Source organism: Nocardia sp. NPDC052254, from assembly GCF_040679495.1.
Taxonomy (GTDB): domain Bacteria; phylum Actinomycetota; class Actinomycetes; order Mycobacteriales; family Mycobacteriaceae; genus Nocardia.
Genome location: NZ_JBFAUW010000001.1, coordinates 344498 through 366975 on the forward strand (window position 1 = coordinate 344498; position 22478 = coordinate 366975).

General features: G+C 68.0%; 23 protein-coding genes. 17 read left to right on the plus strand and 6 right to left on the minus strand.

All coding sequences use genetic code 11. The features are described from left to right. Positions 1-190 precede the first annotated feature (190 nt). A complete protein-coding gene (locus AB0L57_RS01510) occupies positions 191-862 on the plus strand; it encodes an NAD(P)H-binding protein (RefSeq protein WP_364955310.1) in 672 nt (223 codons plus the stop codon). A 52-nt stretch (positions 863-914) separates the two neighbouring features. Here the strand turns inward: AB0L57_RS01510 and AB0L57_RS01515 are convergent, their stop codons facing one another. Continuing rightward, positions 915-1673, minus strand: coding sequence for a MerR family transcriptional regulator (locus AB0L57_RS01515; protein ID WP_364955314.1), 759 nt, complete (start codon positions 1671-1673; stop codon positions 915-917). A 135-nt stretch (positions 1674-1808) separates the two neighbouring features. On the opposite strand from AB0L57_RS01515, the gene AB0L57_RS01520 reads away from it, so the two are divergent. Further along, a complete protein-coding gene (locus AB0L57_RS01520) occupies positions 1809-4985 on the plus strand; it encodes a carboxyl transferase domain-containing protein (protein WP_364955317.1) in 3177 nt (1058 codons plus the stop codon). A gap of 28 nt (positions 4986-5013) precedes the next feature. Here the strand turns inward: AB0L57_RS01520 and AB0L57_RS01525 are convergent, their stop codons facing one another. Further along, positions 5014-5820: an SAM-dependent methyltransferase gene (locus tag AB0L57_RS01525; RefSeq protein ID WP_364955320.1), complete on the minus strand. Its 807-nt coding sequence runs from the start codon at positions 5818-5820 to the stop codon at positions 5014-5016. Positions 5821-5974: 154 nt separating this feature from the next. After that, the gene (locus tag AB0L57_RS01530; RefSeq protein ID WP_364955323.1) at positions 5975-6949 is read right to left on the minus strand and encodes a hypothetical protein; all 975 of its coding nucleotides are present in this window, start codon (positions 6947-6949) and stop codon (positions 5975-5977) included. A 349-nt stretch (positions 6950-7298) separates the two neighbouring features. Here AB0L57_RS01530 and AB0L57_RS01535 point away from each other — a divergent pair, with 349 nt between their 5' ends. From AB0L57_RS01535 to AB0L57_RS01550, 4 genes are all read left to right on the plus strand, one after another. Next, positions 7299-8039: an SDR family oxidoreductase gene (locus AB0L57_RS01535; protein ID WP_364955326.1), complete on the plus strand. Its 741-nt coding sequence runs from the start codon at positions 7299-7301 to the stop codon at positions 8037-8039. Between the two features lie 49 nt (positions 8040-8088). After that, on the plus strand, positions 8089-8580 hold the full coding sequence (locus tag AB0L57_RS01540; protein WP_364955328.1) for a VOC family protein: 492 nt from the start codon (positions 8089-8091) through the stop codon (positions 8578-8580). 148 nt (positions 8581-8728) lie between these two features. Beyond that, positions 8729-9496, plus strand: a complete 768-nt coding sequence (locus AB0L57_RS01545) for a TetR/AcrR family transcriptional regulator (protein WP_364955331.1) — start codon at positions 8729-8731, stop codon at positions 9494-9496. Positions 9497-9617: 121 nt separating this feature from the next. After that, entirely contained in the window at positions 9618-10022 is a 405-nt protein-coding gene (locus AB0L57_RS01550; protein ID WP_364957226.1) for a GtrA family protein, read from the plus strand. A 65-nt stretch (positions 10023-10087) separates the two neighbouring features. On the opposite strand, the gene AB0L57_RS01555 is transcribed toward AB0L57_RS01550, so the two are convergent. The 3 genes from AB0L57_RS01555 to AB0L57_RS01565 form a co-directional block, all read right to left on the minus strand. Continuing rightward, a complete protein-coding gene (locus AB0L57_RS01555; protein ID WP_364955334.1) occupies positions 10088-10591 on the minus strand; it encodes a DapH/DapD/GlmU-related protein in 504 nt (167 codons plus the stop codon). Between the two features lie 148 nt (positions 10592-10739). Continuing rightward, on the minus strand, positions 10740-11033 hold the full coding sequence (locus AB0L57_RS01560) for a hypothetical protein (RefSeq protein ID WP_364955337.1): 294 nt from the start codon (positions 11031-11033) through the stop codon (positions 10740-10742). Positions 11034-11156: 123 nt separating this feature from the next. Beyond that, the gene (locus AB0L57_RS01565) at positions 11157-11453 is read right to left on the minus strand and encodes a DUF6412 domain-containing protein (protein WP_364955340.1); all 297 of its coding nucleotides are present in this window, start codon (positions 11451-11453) and stop codon (positions 11157-11159) included. Positions 11454-11719: 266 nt separating this feature from the next. On the opposite strand from AB0L57_RS01565, the gene AB0L57_RS01570 reads away from it, so the two are divergent. The 11 genes from AB0L57_RS01570 (at position 11720) to AB0L57_RS01620 (ending at position 22468) form a co-directional block, all read left to right on the plus strand. After that, a complete protein-coding gene (locus AB0L57_RS01570) occupies positions 11720-12481 on the plus strand; it encodes an enoyl-CoA hydratase (protein WP_364955343.1) in 762 nt (253 codons plus the stop codon). 91 nt (positions 12482-12572) lie between these two features. Then, entirely contained in the window at positions 12573-13355 is a 783-nt protein-coding gene (locus tag AB0L57_RS01575) for a hotdog domain-containing protein (RefSeq protein ID WP_364955346.1), read from the plus strand. A gap of 112 nt (positions 13356-13467) precedes the next feature. After that, positions 13468-14688 carry a site-specific integrase gene (locus AB0L57_RS01580; RefSeq protein ID WP_364955349.1) on the plus strand — a complete coding sequence of 407 codons (1221 nt, stop codon included), beginning with the start codon at positions 13468-13470 and terminating at the stop codon, positions 14686-14688. 56 nt (positions 14689-14744) lie between these two features. After that, complete coding sequence (locus tag AB0L57_RS01585; protein ID WP_364955352.1) at positions 14745-15233, plus strand: hypothetical protein; 489 nt, start codon at positions 14745-14747, stop codon at positions 15231-15233. 37 nt (positions 15234-15270) lie between these two features. Then, a complete protein-coding gene (locus AB0L57_RS01590) occupies positions 15271-15747 on the plus strand; it encodes an HIT domain-containing protein (protein WP_364955354.1) in 477 nt (158 codons plus the stop codon). A gap of 95 nt (positions 15748-15842) precedes the next feature. Next, on the plus strand, positions 15843-16520 hold the full coding sequence (locus AB0L57_RS01595; protein ID WP_364955357.1) for a nucleotidyltransferase domain-containing protein: 678 nt from the start codon (positions 15843-15845) through the stop codon (positions 16518-16520). Next, on the plus strand, positions 16517-17155 hold the full coding sequence (locus AB0L57_RS01600) for a metallophosphoesterase family protein (protein WP_364955360.1): 639 nt from the start codon (positions 16517-16519) through the stop codon (positions 17153-17155). Before AB0L57_RS01595 ends, AB0L57_RS01600 begins: the two co-directional genes overlap by 4 nt. Positions 17156-17165: 10 nt before the next feature. Continuing rightward, positions 17166-18002, plus strand: coding sequence for an immunity 49 family protein (locus AB0L57_RS01605; protein ID WP_364955367.1), 837 nt, complete (start codon positions 17166-17168; stop codon positions 18000-18002). Between the two features lie 241 nt (positions 18003-18243). Then, a complete protein-coding gene (locus AB0L57_RS01610; protein WP_364955370.1) occupies positions 18244-19146 on the plus strand; it encodes an Imm49 family immunity protein in 903 nt (300 codons plus the stop codon). Between the two features lie 189 nt (positions 19147-19335). Continuing rightward, complete coding sequence (locus AB0L57_RS01615) at positions 19336-20670, plus strand: family 1 glycosylhydrolase (protein ID WP_364955374.1); 1335 nt, start codon at positions 19336-19338, stop codon at positions 20668-20670. Between the two features lie 88 nt (positions 20671-20758). After that, entirely contained in the window at positions 20759-22468 is a 1710-nt protein-coding gene (locus AB0L57_RS01620; protein ID WP_364955377.1) for a hydrogenase maturation protein, read from the plus strand. The last annotated feature ends 10 nt before the right edge of the window (positions 22469-22478 follow it).

Below are 22478 nucleotides of genomic sequence, written 5' to 3' on the forward strand. Positions count from 1 at the left end.
CGCGCGATCGACTCACCCGTCACACGAACAACTGAACCGTAGTCGCAAACGACCGGCAACCGTGGTATTTCGGGGGAAGGCAGCCGAGTCGGCAGCACGATCCGGCTCACCGCCACCCGCCCGCGAGCGCTCGCGGCGCGGCATTCACAATCGGTGGGAACCGGATTCGCCGACGGAGAGGTGTCCACTCGTGAAGGTGTTCCAGATCGGCGCGGCCGGCGGCGTGGGCCGCCGTCTCGCGCAACTGCTGACCGACCGCGGTGACCAGGTCACCGGCATGCACCGCAACCCCGAGCAGGGCGCGGTCGTGGCCGCGTCCGGCGCGACCCCGCTGATCGGTGACCTCATCCACGACAGCGTGCAGGAGCTGGCCACCAAGTTCTCCGGCCACGACGCGATCGTGTTCTCCGCTGGTGCGCACGGCACCGGCGCCGACATGACCACCGCGATCGACGGCACCGGCCTCGAGAAGGCGGCCGCTGCCGCGGCGAGTGCGGGAGTCTCACGGTTCGTGCTGGTGTCGGTGTTCCCCGACGCCGGACGCGATCGCGAGACCTCCGCCGGATTCGAGCACTACATGCGGGTGAAGAAGTCCGCGGACGTGTATCTCACACACACCGATCTCGATTGGCTGATCGTGCGCCCGGGCACGCTGCTCGACGATCCCGGTACCGGCACGGTCACGGCGGGTGTGGCCATCGAGTACGGCACGGTGTGCCGCGACGATGTCGCGGCGTTCATCGATGCCGCGCTGCACGAGCCCGCGTTGAGCCGGGTCATCGTGGAACTCACCGGTGGGTCCACCCCCGCTGCCGAAGCGGTGGCCGATGTCCTCGCCGCGACGGGGCCGCGCCCGCGATGAGCGTGATGGCAGGGTGTTCCCGCCGCACCGGCCGCGGCGGGAACACCCTGCCCTATTCGCCCAGATTGCGGGCGGCGTAGACCAGCATCGCGTCTCGCTGGTATTCGGCCAGGCCGGTGGCGATACGGTCGTAGTTCGCCTTGAACCGCTCGTCGTCGACATACATCCGGCCCACGCATTCGTACGCCTGCCGGTTCGGGGTCCAGAACCGGCTGATGCCCTCGTAGTGGTCACCGATCTCCGACTGCACCGCCGCGTCGTCGACCGGGATTCCGGCGGCCATGAAGTCCGCCATGCGGATCATCGCCGCCGTCAGCTCCCGCTGCATGCGCTCGACATCGGCGGGCGTCATGTCGGCGGTGGCCCGGCGCGACTCCTCGAATTCCTCGGGCCAGCGCTGCCGGGCCTCGTCGTCGTAGCGAGTGTGGTCGAAGCCCTCGAACAGATTCTCCGGCCGGTTGATCTGTACTGCCATCCCCTGGTTCCCTTCGAGTTCGGCGATGGTGCGTGCCACGGTGGCGGCCATTCGCCCCAGCCGGTCGCGCTCGGCGAGCAGCCGCGCGTGCTGACGCTTCAGCGCCGCCAGGGTGTCCGGTTCGGAATCGACCGCCGCCGCGATCTCGGACAGGCTCAGCCCCAGCTCCCGCAGCACGAGAATCTGCTGCAGCCGCAACAATTGCTCATCCTCGTAGTGGCGGTAGCCGTTGGCACCCACCCGGGCCGGGGTGAGCAGCCCGATGTCGTCGTAGTGGCGCAGCGTGCGCGCGGTGACGCCCGATATCTTCGCCACCTCCGCGATCGACCGGCTCATGGCACTCCATCCTCCGCGAGACCGGTCCTTCCGGCCTCGTCTTCGACGGTAGAAGTTTCCGCTACGTGAAGGTCAAGCCGACAACTCCGGTACCGGTGGTGGCGTTCGCATCGGTTGTCGATCAGACTGTGCGGCATGCAGGTGGTGGTGGCCAACCGCGGTGAAGTGGCGGTACGGGTGGTACGCGCGGCACGCGAACGAGGGTGCCCCACCCTGGTGTTGTCGACCGGCGACGAACCCGATGCGATGGCGGTACGACTGGCCGACCGCGCCCACCGCCTGCCCGGCCACGGTGCCGCGGCATACCTCGACATCGACGCGGTGATCGCGGCCGCCAGTACCGCCGGAGTCGGCGCGCTGCTCCATCCCGGGTACGGATTCCTCAGTGAGAGTGCCGATTTCGCCACCGCGTGTGCCGACGCGGGACTGGTGTTCGTCGGGCCGGCACCGCAGGTGTTGCGGACGTTCGGTGACAAGGTCGCCGCACGCGACGCGGCCGCACGCGCCGGGCTGGCATCGATTCCGGCCACCCCGGGCGCGGCCGGGCCCGAGCAGATCGAGGCCCTGCTGGCCGAGCACCCCGGCGGCGTCATGATCAAGGCCACTGCCGGTGGTGGCGGGCGCGGCATGCGGATCGTGCACACCCGCGCCGATCTCGCCGAGGCCTACGCCCAGTGCCGCGCCGAGGCTCGCGCCGGTTTCGGCGACGACACCGTCTATGCCGAGGCGCTGATCGATCGAGCCCGCCACATCGAGGTGCAGATCGCCGCCGACGGCGTCCGCGCGATGGCATTGGGTGACCGGGACTGCAGTGTGCAACGCCGTCGGCAGAAACTTGTCGAGATCGCGCCGGCACCACAGCTGACCCCGGCGGTGCGCGCGGCACTGCACGAACAGGCGGTGCGCCTGACCGAATCGGTCGGCTGCCGCGGCGTGGTGACGGTGGAATTCCTCGTCCACGGCGACGAGTGCCGGTTCCTGGAGGTCAACCCGCGGCTGCAGGTCGAGCACACGATCACCGAGGAGGTCACCGGACTCGATCTGGTTGGGCTGCAATTCGATCTGGCCCAGGGACGATCGCTCGACGAGGTGAACCTGTCCCCCGTCTCCGCGCGTGGCTGTGCGGTGCAGATCCGGGTGAATGCCGAAATTCTCGGTGCGACCGGGGATCTGCTGCCCGCCACCGGCGTCGTCACCCGCTTCACGCCGCCCACCGGAATGGGAGTGCGCGTGGACACCGCACTCCACCCCGGAATGCGACAGGGCGCGCAATTCGATTCACTGCTCGCCAAGATCATCACCCGCGGCCCCGACCGGGCCGCGGCCTTGCGTCGCGCCGCCGACGCCTTGACCGAGACCGCCATCGAGGGCATCGACACCACGGTCGCCCTACAGCGAGCGATCGTGGACGCCCTGCTCACCGAGGACACGGTCGACACCCTGTGGTTCGAACGCCACAGCGCCGAACTGCTCACCCGGGCAACCGAATTCAGCGCTCCCACGCCACTCCTGCCCGACGCCGGTGCCGTGGCCACCGAAACCGGGCACGACGATGAACAGGCACTGCGCTGTCCACTGGGCGGAACCATCGTCAGCATCGCCGCGCCCGGCACCCTGGTCGCGGCCGGCGGTGAGGTCGCCGTGGTGGAAGCGATGAAGATGCACCACGTGGTCCGGGCCGATCGGACGTTGCGGGTCGTGCGGGTGCTGGCCGAGCCCGGCACCGTGGTCGATCCGCACACCGCGCTGCTGATCCGCGACGACGCGGACCACGACGGTGGATCCGCCGCTGTCGTGGCCGTCGACCTCGATGCTGAACGACCCGATCTGGCCGAGGTTCGCCAACGTCACCGGATCGGACGCGACCAGGCCCGGCCCGAGGCGGTGGCCGCACGACATCGGCTGGGCCGCCGCACCGCCCGCGAGAACATCGCCGACCTGGTCGACGACGACAGCTTCGTCGAATACGGCGCCCTGGCGGTGGCGGCCCAGCGCTCCCGGCGGACGCTGGCCGACCTGATCGAGAAAACCCCCGCGGACGGGCTGGTCACCGGTGTGGCGACGATCGGCGCCGATCGGTTCGGGCCCGACCGGTCCCGGGCGGTGGTGCTGTCCTACGACTACACCGTCCTGGCCGGGACACAGGGTATCCGCAATCACGCCAAGACCGACCGGATACTGGAACTGGCTCGCGCCCAGCGACTTCCGGTGATCTTCTGGACCGAGGGCGGTGGCGGGCGCCCCGGTGATACCGACCACTCCGGCATCTCCGGGCTCGACGTCGGCACCTTTCGCACCATGGCCGAACTCTCCGGCGAGGTCCCGCTGATCGGTATCGTGTCCGGTCGCTGCTTCGCCGGCAACGCGGCCCTGCTGGGCATGTGCGATGTCGTCATCGCGACACCGGAGGCCACCATCGGCATGGGCGGGCCGGCGATGATCGAGGGTGGCGGCCTGGGCGTGTACGCGCCGGAGGACATCGGCCCGGTGCGGGTACAGCGCCGCAACGGTGTGGTGCACATCGTGGCCGCCGACGATGCCGAGGCGGTGGCGATCGCACGGACCTACCTCGGCTATTTCCAAGGGGCCCTCGACGAATGGGAGGAACCCGATCCGCGACTGGCCCGGCATGCAGTGCCCGCGGATCGGCTGCGCGCCTACGATATCCGCGCGGCCGTCGCGGCGATCGCCGATATCGGTTCGGTGCTGGAGGTGCGGCGCGACTGGGGCGTGGGTGTGCTCACCGCCCTGATCCGGGTGCGGGGCAAGGCATTCGGACTCGTCGCCAACGATGGCCACCACCTGGGCGGGGCCATCGACGCTCCGGCCGCCGACAAACTCGGCGCCTTCCTCCGGCTCTGCGATGCTCACCGGCTGCCGATCGTATCGTTGTGCGACACACCGGGGTTCATGGTCGGGCCGGAGGCCGAAGCGCAGGGCACGGTGACCAGATTCAGCCGCCTGTTCATCGACGCGGCCGGCATGACGGTGCCGTGGGGCACCGTGGTGCTGCGCAAGGGATACGGGCTCGGAGCCCAGGCCATGGCTGCGGGATCGTTCCGGGCACCCCGATTCGTCATCGCCTGGCCCACCGGCGAGATCGGCGGTATGGGACTCGAGGGAGCGGTGCGGCTGGGGTTCGCGAAGGAACTGGCGGCGATCGAGGATCCCGCACAACGGGCCGAGGCCTTCGACAATCTCGTCCGGGCCGCCTACGACAGCGGCAAAGCACTCACCGCCGCAACGGTTCTCGAACTCGACGATGTGATCGATCCGGCCGAGACACGACGCTGGATCGGCACCCTGCGCTGAGGCGAGGGGTGCCGATCCGGACGCAGATTCAGCCGGCTTTTCGCGCCAGGCCCGAGACGATGAGCTGCTCCCAGAGGCTCAGCTCACGCCCGGAGTCGTCGGCGCGCACATCAGGCCACCACTGCGCACACGGCCGCAATCCCGGCTCGATGAGTTCGAGATCACCGAACAGCGCGCGGACCTCGTCGTCGTTGCGCCAGCGGCCACGGCCGAAGGCATCGAGGATCTTGCGCTCGGTGGTGCTGGTTTCGCGGTTGTGCCCGGACCGGAAGTGCGACACATAGATCTGGCTTCCGGCAGACACCCGGTCGGACCAGGAGCCGACCACACCGACCGGGTCCTCGCCGTCCTCGACGAAGGCCAGCACGATACCGAACAGCAGCCCGACCGGCTCGTCGAAATTGATCAGCCGCCGCACATCGGGATGGGCGGCGATTTCGTCGACCGAACACAGGTTGCCGTTCACCACCGCGATACGGTCGTCGATCTGCATCAGGGCCTTGCCGTGCGCGACGACGAACGGGTCGTTGTCGACGTAGATGATCGGCGCGTCGGGATACTCACGGCGGACGACCTCATGCACGTTCTCGCTGGCAGGAAGACCGCATCCCAGATCGATGTACTGGCGAATTCCCTTGGCGCACATACTGCGTACCGCGCGCAGCGTGGCAGCGCGCGCGGTGATGGCCACCTGTTCGGAACCCGGCAGGAAATCGATGAAGTAGTCGGCGAGGTTCTGGTCCACGCCGTAGTTGTCACGCCCGCCGAGAATGTAGTCGTATACCCGTGCCACGCTCGGCCTGGTTTGCCGTGCTCGCATGGCGTCGTCGTTCACTTGTCACCTCTCGATTCCCGCGAGGTCGGTCGCGGGGGTGGCTGATTCAGTTGTCGAGCATAGCGCCCCGGGAGCCTCGGGGCCGATGATCGACACCGGTCTCGACTCGGAATCCCTGGCGAGTCGCCGATGGATTGCCCGAACGGGGGGCGTATCAGCGGGGATCGGCCACATCCGGTGCGCCCGTACCGTTTTCGTTCGGCGTGGCCGATCTCCGCGAGGTACGCCGCGACAGTTCGGCGTCCAGTTGCGCTTCGGCACGTTCGGCCCTGGTCAATGTCTGGCGCCGGGCGTCGTCGAGGGCCGCGAGCCGTTCCGCTGTCTGCTGGGCGACCCGTTCGGCCGCCGCGGCGGCTTCGGCGCGCACTGCGGCGATGTCCTCGGCGGCCCGGCGCCCGGCAGCCTCACCGGCCGCGCGGACCCGGTCGGTCTCGCGGCGGGCGTGGGCGAGTTCGTCCTTCATCTCGGCGAGATCGCGAGTACGTTCGGCCACCGCCGATTCGGCCCGCTCGATCGCACGTTCGGCATCGGCGGCGCGCTGGACGGCGAGATCGCGTTCGGCCGCCGCGGCCGTGACGCGCTGGGCGCTCTCGCGTCGGACCTGTTCGATGTCGGTCGCGGACTTGGCGCGGGCCGATTCGATGTCTTGTTTCGCCTGCCGACGCGCGTCCTCGACATCCTGCGCACAGAGCCGGCGAATATCGCGGATCTCCGCCTCCGCTTCCGCGCGCGCGGCGAACACGTCGTCGGCTGCCTGTTTGCCGGCCCGTTCGACCTCGGCCATCGCATCATCACGTGCCGCAAGGGCTTCGGCGATCCGGCCCTCCGCCGACTCCGCGGCGGCCGCGGCATCCTCGGCCGCGGAGTCGGCCGCCTCGCGCGCCTCCTGCGCCGCCCGGCGTGCCTGCTCCGCGGCCACGGCCGCGACCTCCGCCTCCGCGATACGCCGCGCCGCATCGGCCTGGACCGCTTGCACCTGAGCCTCCGCCACCGCGGGATCGGCCAGTGTCGACAACTCCGCGACGGCCACCGACAGTGTGGTGCCGAGCTGGTCGGCCAGGGTCCGGAATTGAGTGAGCAGTTCATCGGCGCGTAATCGGGCGGCGGTCACCGGACCCTGTTGTGTCACAGTGACGTTCTCGGGGGTCTTCTCGTCCTCCTGCTGGCGGCGCTGGCGTTCCTTCCATGCTCGCCATCGCGTGTGCTCAGGGTGATCGCAGTATTCCGAGGGGCGTCCCGGCGTTCCGCCGCGAGTGATGGTGCGCGTACAACCCGGGTAGTTGCAGATACTCGACACCCCGGGAATCCTAATGCCGGTGGCGAATTCGCCTCGTCCGGCAATCCCTGCCCGCCGCCGCGAGGGTCCGTCCGGTCCGGCCACCGGACCGCAAAATCAGAACGTGTTACATTTTCACCTCGAAGCGCGTCCTCGGACATCGACGCGGGCCGTGGTGGACGTCGCCGGACAGGAGTCGGAAATGAGCGGTGTATCGGGAAAAGTGGCACTGGTGACCGGGGCGTCGTCGGGACTGGGCGCTCAGGTCGCACAATTGCTGGCCGGCCGTGGCGCCTCGGTACTGGGCGTGGCGCGTCACGAGCAGCGACTGGCCGCCACCTTCGCCGATACGAGCACCGGGCGCTACGCGGTCGCGGACCTGTCCACCGCCGACGCCTGCCGATCGGTGGTCGCGCAGTGTGTCGAGACCTTCGGCCGGCTCGACATCCTGATCAATGTCGCGGGATTTCACCGGATGCGCCACACCACCGAGATGACCGACGAGGACTGGGACCACGACCTCGCGGTCAATCTGCACGGCCCGTTCCACCTGTGCCGTGCCGCGCTGCCCCATCTGCTGGAAACCGGCGGCAATATCGTCAATGTCGCCTCGATCGCCGGAGTCGAGGGTCAGGCCTACTCGGCCGGCTACTGCGCCGCCAAACACGGTCTCGTCGGCCTGACCCGCGCGTTGGCGGTGGAATTCACCGCCGATCGCCTGCGCGTGAACGCCGTGTGCCCGGGCGGCATGCTGACCCCGCAGATCACCGGTTTCACCCTCCCCGACGGCGCGGACCCGAATCTGGTCATGCGCACCGCCTCGCCACGAGGTATCAGCGATCCCGGCGATGTGGCCAAAGTGGTGGCGTTCCTCGCCAGTGACGACGCCGTCGCGGTGCACGGCGCGGTATACACCGCCGACAACGGCAAAACCGCCGGTTGATCCGGTCCAGGGCCGCATCCCGCCGACGGTGTCCACGAAAGGGGCGACGATGACCCTCGAGTACGGTCCCATCACCCAAATCGCTTGGGTCAGTACCGATATCGCGGCGACCGAACGAATGTTGAGCCGACAGTTCGGCGTCGGTGAGTGGACTCGGCTGCCCGACACCTCCTTCGGTCCGCAGATGTGCCGGTACCGCGGCGAGCCGGCCGATTTCACGGCCCACATCTCCCTGTCCTACTCCGCGGACATGCAACTGGAGCTCATCGAGCCGGTGCGTGGAACCAGTATCTACACCGAATTTCTCGACCGTTGCGGACCGGGTCTGCATCATGTGTGCTTCGAACCGTCGGATTTCGATACCGCGATCGCGCAGGCCACCGCCCGTGGCCTGCCGGTCATCCAGGACGGCGCGGTGGGCCAGATGATGCGGTTCGCGTACATCGACGGTGCCGAGGCCGGGGTTCCCTACGTCGAACTGGCCGAGATCGGACCCGCGATGCGCGAGTTCTACCGGTCGGTGCACGACCGCGCCCGCTGAGTGTCGCCGACCCGACATCGCGACACCGACCGCGAACAGCACGGCGGGGCCCGACCACGGCCACCGGGTAGCGTGCTGGGCGATCCAGGTGCGTTCGGCACCGGTGGGATCGCCGGGTGCAGGCCCGAAGAGCGGAGATGATGTCGGCATGGATTTCACCGGAAGCGGCGACCCGCAGCGGACCGTCGAGTTGCTCTGGGGGGTGCCGGCACCGCCGCGGCGCGGCCCCAAACCCAAACTCTCCGTCGACGACATCGCCGCCACCACCCTCGGCATCGCCGATGGAGACGGGCTCGCCGCGGTCACCCTGCGCCGTGTCGCCGACGAACTCGGCGTCACCGCCATGTCGCTGTACGGATATGTGCCCGGCAAGGCCGAACTGCTCGACCTGCTCGCCGACCGCGCCTGGCGCGACTATCCGATGCCCGACGACGGCGATTCCGGCTGGCGGGACCGGATCGAAGCCGTCGCCCGCGCGAATTGGCTGATCTATCAGCAACATCCGTGGCTGCTGCAGATCGCGACCAGCCGCCCGCTGCTCGGCCCCAACCACACCGCCAAATACGACTACGAACTGCGTGCCGTCGACGGTATCGGCCTCGGCGACCTCGACATGGATCTCATCGTCGGCCTCGTCAACGACTACGTGCGCGGCGCCGCCCGATCGGCCGCCGAATCCGCCGCCGCCGAATCGGACACCGGGCTCACCGACCAACAGTGGTGGGAACGGGTCGCGCCGGCCCTGGCCCGGGTCCTCGACCCCGCCCGCTACCCCACCGCCGTCCGTGTCGGTCATACCGCCGGCGCCGAGTACGAGGCCGCCTACGACCCCGCGCGTGCCTTCGATTTCGGACTGCAACGCCTTCTCGATGGCTTGCACCTCTACATCGACCGGTTCCGGCCCCCCGGCGGCTGATCCCGGAATCGGGCGGCTCCGATGTAGGGCACCCGCCGCGGCCGCCATTCGCCGGACGACTCCGGATGGAACAATCGTGGTCGTGTCCGCATCTGGTCTCGAGGACTCCAACCAATCCCCGCTGCCCGTCGAGGTTCCCGTCGGCGGACTGGCGACCCAGTTGTTCCGATTCGCGGTCTCCGGCGGGTTCTCCGCGGTGGTCGACTTCGGTCTGCTGCTGGTGTTGCTGCATGTGGGTTTGCCCTTCGCCGTCGCGAAGACGATCAGTTTCATCGCCGGGACCACGACGGCCTACATGATCAACCGGCGCTGGACCTTCCAGGCGACGCCGAGCCGGACCCGTTTCCTCGCCGTTGCCGTGTTGTACGGATCGATGTTCGTGGTGCAGGTCGGCATCAGCACCGCCCTGCACCGCGTGCTACCACCGGGCACCATCTGGGTACTGGTCGCCTTCGTCGTCGCCCAGGGTGTTGCGACGATCGTCAACTTCGTCGTCCAACGCAAGGTGATCTTCACAATGATCTGACGCCGATCACGCCGGCCCTCGATGGCCGCTGATCGGCGTATCGCACGCGGCCACGACATTGCCGGCTAACCGATCTGCCGGAGTACAGCCGCCGGCACGCCGGTCACCAAAGTATCCGCGGGTACGTCACGGGTGACCACGGCCCCGGCGGCCACAACCGCGTTCTCGCCGACGCAGACGCCCTGCATGATCATCGCGGAAGCGCCGATCCAGACGTTGCGCTCGATCCGGATCGGCGCCGAGGTTATCGCCTTGCGGCGCTGCGCCGGTTCGACCGGATGGCCCGCACTGATCAGGCTGACGCCGGGCCCCATCATGACGTCGTCGCCGATCGCTATCCCACCGATGTCATTGAATCGGCAGCCCTGATTGACGAAGACGTTGCGCCCGATCCGGATGTTGATTCCGTGGTCGGAGTAGACCGGCGGGATCAGCTGGAAAGTCTCTTCGACAGGCTCGCCGGTGAGCTCGCTCCAGCACTGTCGGATCGCCTTCTGATCGGCGTACCGGAGCATGTTGAGCTCCTCGGTCAGTCGGATCGCACGCTGGACTCTCTCCGCGAAATTCACATTGCTCCCTCTGGTCGAACAACCCTCTTGCGGAAGAAAGAGAGAATCAGCAAACGGTGGCCCTGGGCAAACAACCACAACAGGGTGAACCACAACCCACTGTTGTCCGTCCTGGTCGGCCCCGTTCCCGGCCGGCGACGGCTGCCGATCAGTTCTGGGTCCGGCGCCACCACCGCACGACGTGGACGGCTGTCACCACCGCGGCCGCGAGCAGCGCCCATTCCGGTGCGACGAGTGCGACCGTGGTCATCACATCCACGCCGATGGCGATGTCCCCGATCGGCACGGCCACCAGCAACAGCGCGCCGGCCCACAGTGCGAATATCGACATCGCTTGCAGCGCCGAATAATAGGTGACAATCAGGTGGCGGCCGATCCGCGAGCGTGCCGCTCGCAGTCGTTGTGCGGTTCGGGTGGCGAAACTCTTGCCGAGAAATTGCATCGAATCCCCTGTGGGCAGGGCGCCGCCCGACCAGTACGCGTCGGTATGGGGGTGCGGCGCACACGAGATGAAGAGGTGGCACGTAGCGACGCGGCCCCGGGGACGGTGGTGTCCCCGAGAGATCTACGTCGACGGCAGCGCCGCACCAGGGGCTCGGGCGCGCACGTGACCGGCGGCGTCGGGGTCGCTCTGACGGCAGACCACGCCGAGGACATCTCGATTGCGCACACCGGCCGACGACCCACCCTGCACGAGCTCACCGGATACGCCGATCAACGTGAACACGGCGACCAGGACCACGAGGGCGGTCGCGGCTATCGCCTGGGTGGCGCTCCCGACAGTTACCGGCAGCAGGACCAGCAGCATGGCCGCAGCCAAGAACTTCAGCACGAGCGCGTGATCGCTGAAGGTGGTGGGCACGTGATGAATCGTACGACAGTCCGCGCCTGCTCGACCACGGTCGAGCACCCGCTCCGCCCTTCGATTCCCCTTTTCGCTTGACCTCCGATAAGTGAACCTTATCGGAGGTCAAGCAGGTGACCTCCGTCGAAAATCGACTGATTTTCTTTCGTTTCGTTCCGTTGTTCCAAACGAAACGAAACAACAACGTAATTCGTCGAAAACTGTGCTGCCTGGTACGCCAGTACGAAAACGGCGACGGCGGCGTTGTCGTTACCATGGCGGCCATGGCGGAGATCACGACGGAGCGGCACGACAAGGTCGCGGTGGTGACGGTTTCGGACCCGCAACACCGAAACGCGTTGACGATCGGGCTGTCCGAACAACTCGCGGCCGCGATCGCCGCGGCCGAGAACGACACCGGTGTCCACGCGGTCGTGATCACCGGCGCACCGCCGGCTTTCTGCGCGGGCGCGGATCTCAGCGCGCTCGGCGACGCGGCCGAAGACGGCTTGCGGGCCATCTACGCGGGATTCCTGGCCGTCGCGCGGTGCTCGCTGCCCACGATCGCCGCCGTCGGTGGCGCCGCGGTCGGCGCGGGCCTGAATCTGGCACTCGCCGCCGACGTGCGCCTGGCCGGACCGCGGGCCCGATTCGACGCGCGGTTCCTGCGCCTGGGGATCCATCCCGGTGGCGGGATGACCTGGATGCTGCAACGCATCGTCGGTCCGCAACAAGCGGCGGGCATGACCCTGTTCGGTGAGATCCTCGACGCCGAAGCGGCGTATCGAGCGGGCCTGGTGCGTCGAGTCGTGCTCGGTGACCACGACGATCTGCTGGCCGCCGCGGTGGAATACGCCGCCGGTGCGGGTGCGGCGCCTCGCGATCTGCTGATCACCACCAAGCGCACGATGGCGGTCACCCGGACGCTGGATTCACATGCCGAGGCGGTCGATACCGAGATCGCACCACAGGTGGCGTCGCTGGATTCCGAGGAATTCGGCGCACGGCTCGCGGCCATGAAGTCCCGTATCGCATCGCCGCGGTGACAACCTGACGCCGAGAATCTAATTCTCTATGAAGTAGAATCATAATTGCACAGCTGGGTCGATCTCGGCATGCCGATCGGGAGGAGATGCCGTGAGCATCGAAAGCAGATTGTCCGAACGTCGTCATGTACTGCTCGAACTCGGCTTCGCCACGCGCCGGGTGGGCGACGAACTCCACGGTTCGGCGACGATCGCGCCGGAGCTGCACGTTCCCGGCACCGGCCACCTGCGCACCTCCATCCTCGCGACCTGGGCGGATACCGTCGCGGGCCTGCTGGCCTCGCTGGTGATGCATCCGCGGGTGCCGGTGACCCTCGAACTCGATGTCAACCTGTACCGCCCCGCACCGGCGAGCGGACAGGTGGCCGCGATCGGTCGCACGGTCAAGGTGGGACGCTCGGTTTTCGTGGCCGAGGTCGAATTCCGCGTCGACGACGAACCACTCGCGCTGGCCGGCGCGTCGTTCATGGTGGCCCCGGACCCCGGCCTGCAACTCCCGCGGCCGCTCAGTACCGACATGCCGGCGGGCACACGGCGTCTGGCCACTCCCCTGGCCGAACGACTGGGTTGCCGGCGCGTGCGTCCCGGCGTCGCGGTCCTGCCCCGCACCGACGAGGTCCTCAACGCCGCGGGCACCGTCAACGGTGGACTCATCGCCGTCGCCGCCGAGGAGGCGGCGCTGTCCCTGGCACCGGACGACAGCCTGAGTTTCCTCGGCCTGCGATATCTGCAACCGGCCCGGGTCGGCCCGGTGACCGCGACCGCCACGTTGCGCGGTGGTGTCGGCCGAATCGAGTTGCGCGACTCCGGAAGTGAGGACCGCCTGGCCACCCTGGCCACCGCCCGCACCTTCGGTTCCGCGACCGCGCGATGAGCCGACGGGCCGCACCGGTTCCCATGCTCCCGCGCGCGTAGCGGCGACCGGCACCACGGTCATCTCGGCCATTGTTCCCGGCAGTCGACGCTGCCCGGTAGCGTGTCCGGCAATGAGCACCTCGCCGGATTCCGTTGTCGTGGATATCGCCGTGCCGGATGCCGTGCGGACCGAATTGCGCCGAGGAGTGCGCAGTGTGCTCGTCGACACGGTCGCGTTGCGGATGGTGCGTGAACGATTCGACTCCGAGCAGGCCGGCGCGCTGGGGCGTTATCTCGCGGCATCGCAGTCACCGAATACGGTGCGCGCCTACCGATCCGATTGGATCGGCTGGTCGGCGTGGTGCGCGGCCGAGGCACGGTGCGCGCTGCCGGCCGACGCCCTGGATGTCGCGGTATATCTGGCCGCGGCCGCCGATGCGCGAAAACCCTCCGGCGAGTGGGCATTCGGACCCGCCACACTCGAACGCAAATGCGCCGCCATCGCCGCCGTGCACGCCGCCAACGGATTGCCCTCCCCGACCCGCTCGGATGTCGTGCGGTTGACACTGCGCGGTATCCGGCGCACGCGCCGCAGCGTGCCCAACCGCAAACGACCCGTCCTGCTGCACACACTCGAACAGTTGCTCGACGGTCTGCCGGCGCCCGGCTGGCCCACCGAACCCGCACGCCGCCGCGATCGGCTGGTGTTGCTGGTCGGCTTCGCAGGCGCGTTGCGGCGTAGCGAGCTGGCCGGATTGCGGATCGGTGATGTCACCGTGACGATCGATCACCGCACCGGCGAACCGGTCCTGCTGGTCCGGCTGCCCGCCACCAAGACCGATCCGACCGGTGCCGCGGGACAGTCGGTGGCACTGCCGCGCGGGGTGCGCCCGGCGACCTGCCCGGTCTGCGCGTTCGCGGACTGGATCGCTCTGCGCGACATCCACTTCCGGGGTGGAGCCGGCGAATTGCGGGCATGGACCGTGGCCGCGGCCGCGAGCACCTCGAACGACATCCATCGATGCCACGGGTTCACCGGCGCCACCCGTGTCAGCGCCCAGGCCGCGTTGTTCCCTCCGGTCTCGCGGCACGGCGGCATCGCTACCGATTCGATGTCGGGCCGCGCCGTGGCCGAACTGGTGAAGCGCTACGCCGCCCGCGCCGGACTGGACCCCGCCCTGTTCTCGGGGCATTCGCTGCGCGCGGGATTCGCCACCCAGGCCGCGCTCGGCGGGGCCAGCGACCGGGAGATCATGCGCCAGGGCCGCTGGTCGAATCCGCGCACCGTCCACGGCTACATCCGCACCGCCAACCCGCTCGAGGACAACGCGGTGACGAAACTCGGATTGTGACGCACAGGACGCAGCGTTCGTTTCTCCGTACGAGGACCCGATGATTGGCAGGCCAAGTGAAGTACGTCAACCTCTCCGCCACCGTAGGCCAGATCGAAGGCGTGATCAGCCCGCGGGCCTATCTCGACCGACTGCCTGAACTCTGCGCGGCGCTGCCCGAGGGCGCCGCGGCCTACGCCGCCGAACCCGGCCACTACGACTTCGGCAGTGCTCGGTGCGTCAAGGATCTGACGCTCAATCAGATCGGCTGTGGCGAGGACAGTGACGGCGCGTGGATGCAACTCGAATTGCGGCACAACTGCTGGAAGCACGACGAAGACCTGACCATACGCTATACAGGCGTGGTCGGCTTCACACTGCAGACCGCTTCGGATATGCCGAGCGCAACCCGACTCGGTGAAGTCATCCTGGACGAGGTGCTGCCACATCCGGACGGATGCACCCATGAGATCGCCTGCCACACAGGGACAATCACGGTCGTCAGCCAGGACCTCGCAGCAGCGTGGGTCGAGGCCGACTGTCCGGACAAACCTCGAGCGCAGTAGGACGCACCGCGCAGGCTCGTCTCTTACGGTCTCCATCGTGTACAACCACGAACCCCCCGGCTACGACTGCCCGTTCTGCTTCCTGCTGGCGGGCGGTGAGACACCGCTCGACAGCCCCCGCGACATCGTCCTGCGCACCGAGTTCGCGACCGCGTTCACCGCCGCCCGATGGTGGCCGGACAATCTCGGGCACGTGCTGGTGATCGCGAATGCGCACTACGAGAACATTTACGACCTGCCGTCGCGGTATGGGCACGCGGTGCACGACGTCGTCCGTGAGATCGCGGTGGCCATGCGCGCGGCCTATGGCTGTGAGGGGATTTCCACCCGGCAGCACAACGAACCTCGCGGTGGTCAGGACGTGTGGCATTACCACGTGCACGTGTTCCCCCGGTACCGCGACGACGAGCTGTATCGTTCGGATCCGCTGCCCGGCTTCGCTTCCGGCGCGCAACGCTGGGTCCACACCGATCGGTTGCGCGCGCAGCTGCGCCGCGGCGATCGTGCGTTGTGAGCGCCGCCGAAAATCGGATGCGCCATGGCGGCCGGCGGCATTATCGTTGCCGCCCGGGCTCTGGTGCCCGCAGTGATCGGAAACGGGGTGGGCGGGTGCAGAATCTGCTGTTGGAAGGTGTGGTCGGGTCGCGCGCCTACGGGCTGGCCACCGCGGACAGTGATACCGATTACGCCGGTATCTATGTGGAGCCCACTCGCCGTCTGCTCGGCCTGCATCCACCGACCCGGTCGAGCCGGACCGGTCGTGGTGGCGCCGATGCCGTCTATCACGAAGTCGCCAAGGCGATGGAGCTGATGCTGTCGTGCAATCCCACCGTTTATGAGTTGCTGTGGCTCAACGATTACCTCGCCCTCACCGAACTCGGGCGTGAGTTGGTGGCGTTGCGGCAGTGTTTCGCATCCGCGCCGCGGGTGCGGCGCGCCTATGTCGGCTACGCGTCCGCGCAGGTGCGCGATCTGCGGCGCAGTCCACATCCATCGGCGATGCGGCGCGCGAAGCAGGCACGTCACTCGATGCGGTTGCTGTGGCAGGGATATCAGCTCTACACCACCGCGGTCCTGCCGATCCGGCTGCCGGACCCCGATCGTGTCCACGACTTCGGCGAGCACGCCGCGGCCGAGGGCGCCGACCCGGTGCGGGCGCTGCTGGCCGAATACGAGACGGCATTCGACACCGCGACCACGGCGCTGCCCGGCGAACCGGACGAACAGCCGATCGATGATCTGCTGCAACGCATCCGGCAGGTGTATCTGGATCGAGAGCCCGCATGAGTGAGGTGTGGTTCCTGGCCGATCCGCACATCGGCCACCGGCTGGTGTCGGGGTTGCGCGGATTCGACACGCCCGAACAGCACGACGCCGGGCTGGCCGAGCGCTGGGACGAACGGATCGGCCACGACGATCAGGTGTGGGTGCTCGGCGATATCTCCGTCGGTGGCAAAGGGCCGCAGCTGGCCGCGCTGGATTGGATCGCGCAGCGTCCGGGTGTGAAGCATCTCGTCGCCGGCAACCACGACGGTTGCCATCCGATGCGCAGTGAAGCACACCGGTGGCAGCGGATCTATCTGGATTCGTTCGCCTCGGTCCAGCAGTCGGCGATCCGCAAGATCGACGCCCGGCGAGTCCTGCTGTCGCACTTCCCGTTCCACGGCGACGATGAGGGCGATCACACGGTCCGGAACCGGTTCGAGGAGTGGCGGCTGCCCGCGACGGGGGACAACGCCGGCCGCTGGCTGCTGCACGGCCACACCCACAGCCCGGTGCGGGTTCGCGGGCGCAGCATCCACGTCGGTCTGGACGCGCACGATCTCGCCCCGGTGCCGCTGCGGTGGATCCGGCAGGTGATCGAGGACGGTGCGGAGCCGGCACGTGCGACGATCGCAGACCATGCCGAATCGACACACTGAATCGAGACCGATGTCCACCGCGAAATTCGCCGATGTCGATGCCGCGTGGCGGCACATCGAGGAGCTGTCGCCGCAGGTTCGCGGCCTCGTCGAATCCGTCGCCGCCGACAGCACCGCACTGCCGGCACTGTTCGAGCATCTGCTCACCATGTTGCGATACCGCGCGGTGGTCGACGATGCGGCGAGCGACCCCGATACCTGGCAGGATCTGGACTTCGCCGCCGAAGCCGCGACGGGGATCTTCACCCTCGCCGCGGCCGAGGCGGGAACGGTGACCGATACCAGGGTCGGCTGGTTCGACGGACTCACCGCGACCGGCCCGACCGAATACGCGACCGGCAGAACCTGGCTGACGGCGGCGTGGCTGGCGGTCACGCTTCGGGACAACGCGATGATCGGCAAGCTCGTGGCCGTCCCGCTCGAGGTCATGCGCGATGCGGACAGTGCTTACGACGCGTACCTGTATCCCTGGGTGCAGACGCTGCAGACCTTTCTGGGCCATCGCGAGGTGACGCCGGAGATGTTGCTGGCCGCGATGGACGGTACCGATCCGGATCTGGCGCGGTTCACCTCACCCGAGCTCATGTTGTGGGTGGTCCATCCGCCGATGCGCATGTTCTACCACCTCCTGCGCCGCGATGAGGAGAAGTTCGCGATCGCGTTGTCCGATGCCGTCGACCGGCACCACAGCTACTGGGCGACAGCGGATTTCGACTCCGATCCCGCGGGGCTGCTGGCGCTGGCTCCGCTGGCGTTGGTGATCCTGGCGCGATCGGTGGGGATGTCGGCCGATATCCGGTCGCCGTATCTGCCCGTCGGTCTGCTGCGCGGGCACCGCGTGTCCTGAGCGCAGATCGCGCGGGCACCCCACCACACAGCATCTCGACACGCCCAATTGCGGGCGCTGTGGATCCGGCCAAGGACCGCGCCTGTGCGGCTGGGTGGCGAAACACCAACTGCGGGAAGCTGGGCGGCATGAGCGGCCGGTGGTCGCCGGTACCGTCTACCGCCGGTGTCGTTCGCGATCGGCGGATGATCAGCACGTACCTACAGATGAAGGATGAGAGATGCGGATAGAGCGTTGCCGGATGGATGACGCCGTGCTGGTGGCCGCCCGCGAGAACTTCGCCGAGCGGATCCAGGGCGAGTGCCACTCCATGTCGAAGGCCGGTCCGATCGGAACCTGCGAGTGGTGGCAGATCTCGGAGGAGTTCCTCGACCATCTGGGTGCTCTTTCCGTCGTCTTCCCAGATCTCGACGCTCCAGAGGTCAAGTCGGTCCTCGACAACGCCGCCGAGGCCGCTGTCGGGGGCGTGCAGTGCGCCGCGTACTTCAACAACACCAGCTTCTTCGTCTTCCTCGACTACGCGAACTTCGGGATGGACTATCGGACAGACACCCCGTGCGACCCGGATCCGGTCTCTGCCAACCAGTGGCTGGACGCCTTCTGCCTGGCTATTCTGTCGGACAAAGCGCTGGAGAATGGTGAGGCGTTCCACTTCGCTCGCGAAGGATTCGACGGCGACGTGGGCGGCCAGCCCAACGTCGAGCTGGCCAACGGCCTGATGGCCTACGTCAACGGCTACACCGACGACCTCGACGACTACCCGCCGTCCAGGGAGGCTGTGGCCGCCGCTATCGCCGCCGCGCTCGCCCGAGTCCAGTTGGGAGAGCGTTTTTCCGACCTGCCGGACCACAGCGCATTGCGCGGCCTGTACGCCTTGGCCGTCGGTGACCAGGATGCCTTCAACGCTGTGTTGACCGAGTGGCTGCTGCAATACGGCACTGTGCCCGACCCCTTCACCGAGATCACCGAGGCGCTGGTCCAGACCGGCGCCGTGCCCGGCCCTTTCGGCAAGCCTCGCGCTCTGCTTCCCCTCGTGCCGCTGGCCCTGACCGCCCTCGCCTACCGCCGCGAGGGTTGGCAACCGCCCGTCGAGACCGACTACCTGCCGCGCACGCTGATCACCGGATGCTGGACCGGTTCTTGAGCGCCCTGCTTCCGTCACCGGTCCTGTCGCCCGGACAGGCCGCCGACAACCCCGGTACCGGATAACATCATCGAGCGCACCTCGCCACGGGCGGCAACCGCAGGCGTCCGGCGAATCCTCCGCCCGTGTCCCCCGACCAGCGTGGCGGGGACCGAATATCGACCACGTCACCACATGCCGAGGAGTTCGATGCGTAACGTCAGCCGCCGCCGGGTTTTCGGACTGTTCGCCGCCGGGACCGCCGCTGCTTTGGCCGGTCCAGCCGCTCTCGCCGCCGCACGGCCCGCACCACCGGCCACTGTTCCGTCGTTGGGCAGCGATTTCCTGTGGGGTGTGGCCAGCGCCGGGTTCCAGTGCGAAGGCCATGCTCCCGACAGCAATTGGACGCGGTATGTGGCGGCCCATCCCGATTACGACGCCTACGGCGACGCGGTCGATTTCTTCACCCGCTACGGCTCCGATATCGGATTGGCGGCAGGGCTCGGTGCGGGGGTGTACCGGATCAGTGTGGAATGGGCGCGCGTGCAGCCCCGGCCGGGCGAATGGGACGACGCGGGATTCGCGTTCTACGACAGTGTTCTCGACACCATGGCCGCGCACGGCATCCGCCCCATGCTGACCCTCGATCACTGGGTGTATCCGGGCTGGGCGGCCGATCGCGGCGGCTGGGCGCATCCGGCGATGCTCGACGACTGGCTGGCCAATGCCCGCACGGTGGTGCGGCGTTATGCTTCCCGCAATCCGCTGTGGGTCACCTTCAACGAACCGGCCGCCTACATTCTCAACGAAACCACCAACGGTGGTCTGTCCCCGGTGGACATTCCGCTCATGCAGCAGCGGCTGATCCAGGCGCACAACACGATCTACGACGACATCCACCGGGCGCAGCCGGGCGCGATGGTCACCAGCAATCTCGCCTACATCGTGGGCAGTGCCGAGCCGGTGGTCAACGGCGCCATGATCGACGGGATCGCCGCGAAACTCGACTATGTCGGTATCGACTACTACTACGGCCACACACCGCAGGACCTGACCCGCCTGTCGCCGGGCGACATCAAGCAGCTGTGGAAGATGCCGCTGCAGCCCGAGGGCATCTACTATGCGCTGGAATACTATTCGCGTCGTTTTCCCGGCAAGCCGCTCTACATCGTGGAGAACGGCATGCCGACCGAGAACGGCGCCCCGCGCGCGGACGGCTACACCCGCGGCGAGAATCTGCGCGACAGCGTGTACTGGATCCAGCGCGCCCGAGGCGACGGCATGAACGTGATCGGCTACAACTACTGGTCGATCACCGACAACTACGAATGGGGCAGTTACACACCGCGTTTCGGAATGTACACCGTCGATGTGCGCACCGATCCGGGTTTGACCCGCCACCCCACCGATGCCGTGGACGCCTATCGTGAGATCACCCGCGCGGGTGGCGTTGCGGGCGATTATCGGCCCGCGCGGGGGCCTGTGGCCTGCTCGTTGGTCGACATTCCGGCCAGCTGCGCCGACCCGCTGACCGTGCCACGCTGAGCCGAATATGCGGGCGCCGCGTGGTGCGGCTAGTTTCGGAAGGCGAACGACCCCTTCGGTTCCGGTGCGGGATCGACGTTAGAGCCTGATGGAGGACACCCCCGTGCGCATCCTGCTGGTCGCCAGCGCATTCAACAGTCTCACCCAGCGAGTGCATGCCGAATTGCGCGAGTGCGGTCACGAGATCGGTGTCGAACTGGCGCTGGGCGACGATCTGCTCCGCGCCCGGGTGGCCCGGTTCCGGCCGGATCTGATCCTGGCTCCGATGCTGACCACCGCGATCCCCGAGGATGTGTGGACCGACTATCCGGTGTTCATCGTCCATCCGGGCCCGAAGGGCGATCGGGGCCCGTCGTCGCTGGACTGGGCGATCACCGAGGGCGCGACCCGGTGGGGCGTGACGGTGTTGCAGGCGGTCGCGGAGATGGACGCGGGCCCGATCTGGGCTTCGGTGAATTTCGATGTGGCACCGTGCGGTAAGAGCGAGTTGTACCGCAACGAGGTGTCCGATGCCGCGGTCGCCGCGGTGCTGACGGCGGTGCGCCGGTTCGGATCCGGCGACCACCTGCCCGAACCACTGGACTACGGCCGGCCCGATGTGACCGGGCAGCTGCGCCCGTTTCTGACCCAGCAGGTCCGCCGCATCGACTGGTCCACCGCCGACACCCGTTCGGTGTTGCGTGCGCTGCGTGCCGCCGATTCCCAGCCGGGCATTCTCGACACGTTGTTCGGTCGTGAATTCTTCGTCCACGGCGGTCATTTCGAAGATCGGCTGCGTGGAGAGCCCGGCGCGGTGATCGCCACTCGCGACGGCGCCGTGTGCCGTGCCACCGTCGACGGTGCGGTGTGGTTGCCGCAGCTGCGTCCGCGTCGCATTCCCGGCGGGCCGGCCACATTCAAGATGCCGGCCACCGATGCGCTCGGCCCCGATCTGCCCGCCGGTATCCCCGAGATTCCGGTGTCGCCGGCCGAGGCCGCCGAACGCGACACCTGGTCGGAGTTGCATTATCGCGAGGAGGCCGGTGTCGGCTATCTCGAATTCGCCTTCGCCGGCGGTGCGATGGACACCCGGCAGTGCCGGCGACTGCTGGCCGCCTATCGCGACGCCTGCGCGCGGCCGGTGGATGTGCTGGTCCTCGGGCCGCAACGTGATTTCTTCTCCAACGGCATCCATCTCAATGTCATCGAGGCCGCGCCGAATCCGGCCGAGGAGTCCTGGCACAACATCAACGCCATGAACGATCTGGTGGAGGCGATCCTGACCACCACCGACACCCTGGTGATCGCGTCGTTGGCCGGTAATGCCGCGGCCGGTGGCGTGATGCTGGCGCTGGCCGCCGATCAGGTGTGGTGCCGGGAATCGGCGGTGCTCAACCCGCACTACCGACTGATGGGTCTGCACGGTTCGGAGTATTGGACCTACACCTTGCCGCGGCGGGTCGGTGCCGAGGTCGCCGAGGAGCTCACCTCCCGGACGCTGCCGGTCGGCGCCCGGGCCGCGGCCGTGGTGGGGCTGGTGGACCGGGTGTTCGCGGGTTCGACCACGCAGTATCTGGCCCGGGTGTGTCACGAGGCCGAGACCCTCGCCGCCACACCGGAACTGGCGAATCTGCTCCTGGCCAAGAAGCGCCGCCGCGAGGCCGATGAGGCGGTGGCGCCGCTGGCCGAATACCGGGCCGCGGAGCTGGCGCAGATGCACCGCAACTTCTTCTCTCCCGGTGAGAACTATCCGCGGCTGCGGCGGGAATTCGTCGCGGGCGTCAAGCCGCTGGCGACGCCGGCGTATCTGCTGGGCTGAGCCGAGCACC

Bases quoted from the DNA above. Each gene is read 5' to 3' on its own strand.
- AB0L57_RS01515 (WP_364955314.1), bottom strand. From the start codon at position 1,673: ATGAGCCGGTCGATCGCGGAGGTGGCGAAGATATCGGGCGTCACCGCG.
- AB0L57_RS01520 (WP_364955317.1), top strand. From the start codon at position 1,809: ATGCAGGTGGTGGTGGCCAACCGCGGTGAAGTGGCGGTACGGGTGGTA.
- AB0L57_RS01535 (WP_364955326.1), top strand. From the start codon at position 7,299: ATGAGCGGTGTATCGGGAAAAGTGGCACTGGTGACCGGGGCGTCGTCG.
- AB0L57_RS01540 (WP_364955328.1), top strand. From the start codon at position 8,089: ATGACCCTCGAGTACGGTCCCATCACCCAAATCGCTTGGGTCAGTACC.
- AB0L57_RS01545 (WP_364955331.1), top strand. From the start codon at position 8,729: ATGGATTTCACCGGAAGCGGCGACCCGCAGCGGACCGTCGAGTTGCTC.
- AB0L57_RS01560 (WP_364955337.1), bottom strand. From the start codon at position 11,033: ATGCAATTTCTCGGCAAGAGTTTCGCCACCCGAACCGCACAACGACTG.
- AB0L57_RS01570 (WP_364955343.1), top strand. From the start codon at position 11,720: ATGGCGGAGATCACGACGGAGCGGCACGACAAGGTCGCGGTGGTGACG.
- AB0L57_RS01580 (WP_364955349.1), top strand. From the start codon at position 13,468: ATGAGCACCTCGCCGGATTCCGTTGTCGTGGATATCGCCGTGCCGGAT.
- AB0L57_RS01600 (WP_364955360.1), top strand. From the start codon at position 16,517: ATGAGTGAGGTGTGGTTCCTGGCCGATCCGCACATCGGCCACCGGCTG.
- AB0L57_RS01605 (WP_364955367.1), top strand. From the start codon at position 17,166: ATGTCCACCGCGAAATTCGCCGATGTCGATGCCGCGTGGCGGCACATC.
- AB0L57_RS01610 (WP_364955370.1), top strand. From the start codon at position 18,244: ATGGATGACGCCGTGCTGGTGGCCGCCCGCGAGAACTTCGCCGAGCGG.
- AB0L57_RS01615 (WP_364955374.1), top strand. From the start codon at position 19,336: ATGCGTAACGTCAGCCGCCGCCGGGTTTTCGGACTGTTCGCCGCCGGG.
- AB0L57_RS01620 (WP_364955377.1), top strand. From the start codon at position 20,759: ATGGAGGACACCCCCGTGCGCATCCTGCTGGTCGCCAGCGCATTCAAC.